We start from the raw sequence: 6,031 nt of genomic DNA, 5'->3' as shown, positions 1-6,031 counted from the left end.
GGCCGCCCAGCAGCACCGCGCCCGAGCCGGACAAGGATTGCACTTCGGCGCCGTTATTGGTCGCGGCGATGTCGAAGCTGCCGTTGTTGACCAGGCCGCTCGAGGCGGCAATGGCGCCCGAGCCGGACAGCACCAGGGTCGACCATTCGGCGACGCTCGTCGCGCCCGTATAGGTGTTGGCGCCGCTCAGCACCTCGAAGCCGGCGACCGCCAGACCGCCGTTGCCGCGTATGACGCCAGAGAATTCGTCGTTGGCGTTGGTCAGCATCAGATCGGATTCACCCAACAGGACGGCACCGGAGCCCGACAGGCCGCCCAGACGCGTATCGACGGTTGTCGGGCGAACATCGAACTGGCCGTCGTTACGGAGCCGCATGCCCTCGTATTCGGGCACTTCGGCGTCGGTCAAGGTGACATTCTCGCCCTCGGCGATCACATCCGGGTAGTAGCTCGACTGCGCAAACGAAACGAGCGGAAACAGCGCAGCGACGGCGACGACCAAGGCCTTGCGTACGCCCTGGAAGGGCTCCCCACTCCCATCGCCAACCTGCGTGCCCCCCGTCTTTCCACCTTCCTTGCCCTGGGCGTTGCCGACTTCCGCGACAGCCATCAGCATATGACGTTTAGTGTTCCAGACGAGGCGATAGATATGGTTCATGGAGCGATCAGGTAAGAGGAGATGGAAGGCCGCACGTTGGCGTCGTCTTCCCAGGGAAGCAGAGCCGGAATGTCACTGCAGAGGCATTTTGTAAGCATTATCCTACATGTGGGATTCCAACAGGAAATGATTATCCCTGTGTAACCCGGAATGCAGGTGCAAATACAACACAAACAACCAGGATGACATCACGCCGCTTGCGGCTAGGGCTGAGCCCAGGCACCCAGATCGGCTGCGACGGCGCGCACGACCTGTTCCCAATCTCCCGGACGCGCTTGCCGATACAAGCGCAAGACGCCTGGATACCAGGGAGAATCGCTGCGTCCACGCAACCAGCGCCAGTCGGGATGCACGGCCGGCAGCAACACCCAGCAAGGCTTGCCCAGCGCACCGGCCACATGGGCAACGGCGGTGTCGACGCAAACGACCAGGTCGAGCGCTTCGACAATGGCGGCGGTGTCGGCGAAATCGGCGATTTCGGCGCCGAGGTCGAGGAGCGCCCGCGGCCCGTCCATTTCCACCGGTTCGCCATCCATGCCGCGCTGCAGGCTGACAAAGGAAACGCCGGGCACCGACCATAGCGGCGCCAGGCACGCCAGCCCCGGCAGGGAGCGGTGCGCGTCGTTCACGTGGCCGCCAAACCCGCGCCAGACCAGGCCTACCCGCAAGCCCCCCTCCCCTTCCGCTTTGTCCGCCAGGCGCGCGCCCCAGCGTCCGGCAAGCACGGGGTCGGCGGACAGGTAGGGTATCCTGGCCGGCACCGTCGCCAGCGTGGTGCCGAAGTGCATGGGCAGGCTGAGCATGAAAACCCAATAGTCGTGCGGCCCGAGCTGAGCAGCCTCGCTGGCGGCGAGCACCCGGTCGGCCCCCGGCGCATTCCGCAGCAGGGGCAACAGCGGATCGTGGCAGACCAGCGTCACCTGGCGCGCGCCGGCAGCCTTGAGCAGCGGCAGGTAGCGGACGAACTGCACCTGGTCGCCGAAGCCCTGTTCCGGCCAGACGACGATCGCGCGCCCGGCCAGCTCCTCGCCATGCCACTGGGGGCAAGCCAGGCGCGGGGCGACAGCGATCGGGCGCGCCAGCGCGGGATCGTAGCGCGCCTCCATCCAGGGCCAGCCCTCTTCCAGGCGGCCCTGGGCCAGCAGCAGGAAGCCGAGGTTCCAACGCGCTTCCGGGTAGCCGGCGTCGGCAGTGGCCGCCGCGCGATAGGCCTCCTCGGCAGCCTCCAGCCGGCCCTGGCGCTGCAGCAGCGTACCCAGGTTGTTCAGGGTTTTCGCATAGGCCGGACGCAGGGCCAGCGCCTGCCGGTAAGCGGCTTGCGCATCGTCGTCGCGGCCCAGGTGCTGGTAGACATTGCCGAGCGAATTGAGGCCCTCGGCGTCGTCCGGGCGCAACTCGCGGTACGCGAGGAGGGCCGCCAGCGCCTCCGGGTAGCGTGCGCGCCGCAAGAGGAGCAGGCCCAGGTTGTGCCAGGCGTCGCCATAGTCCGGACGCAGGGCAAGCGCGCGCCGATAGCCGGCCTCGGCGTCGTCGAGACGGCCCAGGTTCGCATGCAGCACGGCGGCGTTGTTCCGCAGCTCGGGACTGTCCGGCCAGAGCCCTTGCGCCGCATCGAAGCAGGCGGACGCCTCCTCGATCCGGCCAAGCCGGTGCAGCAGGATCGCGCGCCGCTGCAGCGAGCCGGCATCGGCAGGATCGGCGGCCACCGCGTCGCCGAAGCGCGCCGCGGCCTCCTCGATGCGGCCGAGGCGTTCGAGCACCAGCCCCAGGTTGGCGCTGTTGGCCGCATGGCGCGGGCGCAGCGCCAGGGCGCGCGCGTGCGACGCCGCCGCCGGCTCCCAGGACCCCTCCTGCTGGTACAGCAGGCCAAGGTTGTAGTGGGCGTCGGCGTAGACAGGCTCGAGGGTCAGCGCGCGCCGGTAAGCCGCTTCGGCCTCGGCGGCGCGTCCCGCCTGCTGCAGCAGGATGCCGAGGTTGTTCCAGCTGGCCGCATGGCGCGGCTCGCGCGCCAGCGCAAGCCGCCAGTAACGCTCGGCTTCGTCCGCCCGCCCGAGGGCGCGCATGCAGGCCGCGGCCAGGTTCAGGGCGTCGACGTTGGCGCCATCACCCTCGATCAGCGCGGCCACGTGCGCCAAGGCCTCGGGATAGCGCTGGATATTGAAAAGGCCGATGGCGGTGGCGATGCATTGGCTTGGCGTCATGGAAAGCGAGCAGGTCGGTACAAGGGTGCATTCTCCCATAGCACAAGGGACGAATGCATCCATGCGCTTTCCGGCATCGGCGCCTGCGGCTGCCGCCGTTCAGCCTGCGGGAGCAGCGTAAGGTGGACGGTACACGCCGTTGAGGAAGAAGCACCGTTCGCCCGGCATGTAGAGCGTGCCGCGGTCGAGCCAGTGTTCGTTACCGTAGTCCTTGACGGGGGCGTATATCTTGACGAGCTGCCCCTTCGCTTCCAGCACGGGACCGCAGTTCGTGGCGCTTCCCGTCTTGAGTGACTTGCGCCATGGAGCCATCTTCTTTTCGAACGCCGCCAGACGATCCGCCTGCGCCTTGGCCCTGGCCTGCTCGGCGGCCGCCGCTTGCGCATTCTGCGCTGCGACATATTTCGCCACTTTGTCGCGCGCGCCGGCGGCCAGATTGTCGAAGTCGACAAGGGCGAAGGCCGTCCCGGCGTCCGTGTCCGGCGTGCGGCGGCCAAGCGCATCGAACGCGGCGACGTTATCCGCGTTGACCGCCACATTGCGGTATGGGGCCCAGTCGCTGCGGTATTTCTCCTGCCAATAGGCGCGGGCTTGCGCCTTCAAGTCGGCAAACCGCTCGGCGGAAGTGTGCTGTGCAGCGAGCCCGACTGCGTCCGCCGTGACCAGCTTCGGCGCGACGACACGCCATGCGTCGTCGGTCGCGACGACGCCGAATGCCATCAGCCAGCGCTGCAGGGCATCCTTGTTCGGTTCAGCCCGCTCCGCTTCCGCCTGCATGAGCGTGAAGTACTGCTGCCGGTACAAGTCCAGCAGCGGCGCCTGCGATGCGGCGCGCACCACCGCCGCGCCGTCGACCCAGCTTGCGGCGTTGGCACTCTTCGCAGCCTTGTCGAGAAACGCGGAATTGACCGCGACGTAGCCCTTCTTGCGGTTCATGCGCGAGTAGTAGTGCCAGTTGTTCATATAGTTGAACTGGGCGCTCTTGTAGGGAATCTCGCAGGACTCCGTGTTGGTGCAGTTGTTGAAGTAATAGCCGGTCAGGATCTGTACCGAGACGACGCCATTCTTCTCCACCCAACCGCGCATCCCCGGCGCGCCGCCGACGCATGCGAAGACGCGTTCCAGCCCATCGTCTTCCAGCAGTGCGGCGCGCTTTTCCGGCGCGCGGGATACCTCGCTCACCCAGCCGTCGTCCTGCTTTCTCAAGTAGATCGACAGGCACTGCCCATCGTCAAGGGCTGCGACGGTGGACGGGTAATGCACGACGTCGCCGCCGTAGGCCAGCTTGAAGCTGGCGTCGGACGTACCGCTCTGGGCATCTGCGGCGACGCAAAGGGCAAACCCTGCCGCAGCCAGCGCCACGGGTATCGGGAAACGGAAAGACATGAGAAACCTGGTTGCAAAAATATAATATTAGATTCTACACGGAAACCTTTTATGCCCGAAGCTTGGTGTGGCGGAAACATGACACCGCAACGGGTAGATCGTTCGCATGAAACTCTGCCGTGTTGGAGCGCCCTCCACCGAATTGTCTGGAAAATGTCTCGAACTGTCGGCAGGATGTAGTATTTATGCCCGCATGCGATTGCTTCTATACAATATCGGGAGAGGAGAAAAGCATGTACCGAGTTTTGCTGGTGGAAGACGACGCCCGGTTGGCCGAGCTCGTCACCGAATACCTGTCCGCTTATGAATTCGCCGTCGAGCTGGTCACGCGCGGCGACCAGGCGCTGCCGCGCTTCCAGGCGAGCCAGCCCGATATCGTCGTGCTCGACCTGATGCTGCCTGGCCTGGACGGCATGGTGGTCTGCCGCAAGATCCGCGAATTGTCCGAGGTGCCGATCCTGATCCTCACCGCGCGCGAGGACTCCTACGACGAGGTGTCCGGGCTCGAACAGGGCGCGGACGATTTCGTCAACAAGCCGGTGCAGCCGCGCGTGCTGCTGGCGCGCCTGCGCGCCCTGCTGCGCCGTACCCAGGCCAGGGCCGCGCCCGAGACGGGCGAGCTGGTGTTCGGAGCCCTGCGCATCGTCGGCGCCGACCGCACCGTGTTCTGGCGCGACCAGCTCTGCGTGCTGAGCAATACCGAATACAAGCTGCTGCTGGTGCTGGCCGAGGCGGCCGGGCGCGTGCTCTCGCGCGACGAGCTGCTCAAGAAAATGCGCGGCATCGAGTTCGACGGGCTGGACCGCAGCATCGACAACTGCATCTCCAAGCTGCGCCGCAAGTTCGACGACGCGCGTTCGGAGAAGATCAAGACGGTGTGGGGCGAGGGGTATTTGTTCTCGCCGTCGGCGTGGAATTGACGACGGCGTCGCGGGCGATGAAGATCGCCTGCCGGATGATCTCGCGCTGACGATCACCGCGTGGGCGGCGCAAGAAATGTGCGTCGCGGTGGCCTCTGCAACGCGCTGCGTCTGCTCATCGTTCACGCGTGGGCACGGGGGCGCCCACCCTACTCGAACAAGGGAACGATCGCCAGCGGGATGTTGGCGCTGATCACCTGCGCCTGCTCGGCGCCATCGAAGCGGTAGACCACCGTCGGGAAGGCCTCGTCCAGGTCGCCCTGGAAGGCGGCGCCGGTCGCCAGCGCCAGCGGCTGGTCGGCGCCGTCCGGGCGGTGCAGGCGCACGGCGATGGCGGCGCTGCCGGGGTTGCCGGGGTTGCGCTTTGCGAACACGAAGCGCACGCCGGCGCACTGGCGCGCGCGCAGCGAGGCGTCGACGTAGCGCGCAAAGCCGAGCGCCTGCGCGCAGGCCGCGCGCAAGGTAGCGTCCTCGTAGACCCCGTCCGCCTGCGGCAGCAGCGAGACGCGCGGGCGCACCGTGAAGGCGCCGATCCCGCGGTTCAGGACCAGGGTGGCGTTGTCGTCGTAGGCGGCCTTGAGCAGCGGGAAGCTGGTGCGCCCGAGCGGGTCGAGCGGCAGGTTGACCTGGGTCGCCTTGCCCGACAGCGTCAGTTGCACGCCCTCGAGCGAGACGCCGGGCGCCCGGGGCGCCACCTGCAGGTGGTTCTGGATCTGGTTCTTCGGTCCGCCGTATTTTTCGAACACCACCATGGCGCGGTAGGCATCGCGGTAACTGACCCACTCGGCGGCAGGCGCGGGCGCGGCGGCGCCCAGGGCGCACAGCGTCACGGAGCAGCATGCGATGAGGTGTCGGGCCGTGGTCAT

Annotated in this window: 5 protein-coding genes; 1 reads left to right on the top strand and 4 read right to left on the bottom strand. The window is 67.0% G+C overall.

Annotated elements, in window-relative coordinates; all coding sequences use genetic code 11:
• The 3 genes from RT688_RS13840 to RT688_RS13830 all read right to left on the bottom strand — a co-directional run.
• A partial coding sequence (locus RT688_RS13840; RefSeq protein WP_313705439.1) for an ESPR domain-containing protein occupies nucleotides 1–658 on the bottom strand: 658 nt, incomplete at its 3' end.
• Between the two features lie 203 nt (nucleotides 659–861).
• Nucleotides 862–2,859: a tetratricopeptide repeat protein gene (locus RT688_RS13835; RefSeq protein WP_313705438.1), complete on the bottom strand. Its 1,998-nt coding sequence runs from the start codon at nucleotides 2,857–2,859 to the stop codon at nucleotides 862–864.
• A 99-nt stretch (nucleotides 2,860–2,958) separates the two neighbouring features.
• Nucleotides 2,959–4,245, bottom strand: coding sequence for a hypothetical protein (locus tag RT688_RS13830; protein WP_313705437.1), 1,287 nt, complete (start codon nucleotides 4,243–4,245; stop codon nucleotides 2,959–2,961).
• Nucleotides 4,246–4,478: 233 nt separating this feature from the next.
• Here RT688_RS13830 and RT688_RS13825 point away from each other — a divergent pair, with 233 nt between their 5' ends.
• Nucleotides 4,479–5,165, top strand: a complete 687-nt coding sequence (locus RT688_RS13825) for a response regulator (RefSeq protein WP_313705436.1) — start codon at nucleotides 4,479–4,481, stop codon at nucleotides 5,163–5,165.
• Nucleotides 5,166–5,314: 149 nt separating this feature from the next.
• Here the strand turns inward: RT688_RS13825 and RT688_RS13820 are convergent, their stop codons facing one another.
• Nucleotides 5,315–6,031, bottom strand: coding sequence for a hypothetical protein (locus RT688_RS13820; protein ID WP_313705435.1), 717 nt, complete (start codon nucleotides 6,029–6,031; stop codon nucleotides 5,315–5,317).

The organism is Massilia sp. (assembly GCF_032106685.1).
GTDB lineage: Bacteria > Pseudomonadota > Gammaproteobacteria > Burkholderiales > Burkholderiaceae_D > Telluria.
Note: the sequence above shows the minus strand (reverse complement) of the source record. Positions and strands in the feature narration are given on the sequence as shown.

Coding starts and splice junctions, on each gene's coding strand:
- RT688_RS13835 (WP_313705438.1), bottom strand. CDS start 2,859: ATGACGCCAAGCCAATGCATCGCCACCGCCATCGGCCTTTTCAATATC.
- RT688_RS13830 (WP_313705437.1), bottom strand. CDS start 4,245: ATGTCTTTCCGTTTCCCGATACCCGTGGCGCTGGCTGCGGCAGGGTTT.
- RT688_RS13825 (WP_313705436.1), top strand. CDS start 4,479: ATGTACCGAGTTTTGCTGGTGGAAGACGACGCCCGGTTGGCCGAGCTC.
- RT688_RS13820 (WP_313705435.1), bottom strand. CDS start 6,031: ATGACCACGGCCCGACACCTCATCGCATGCTGCTCCGTGACGCTGTGC.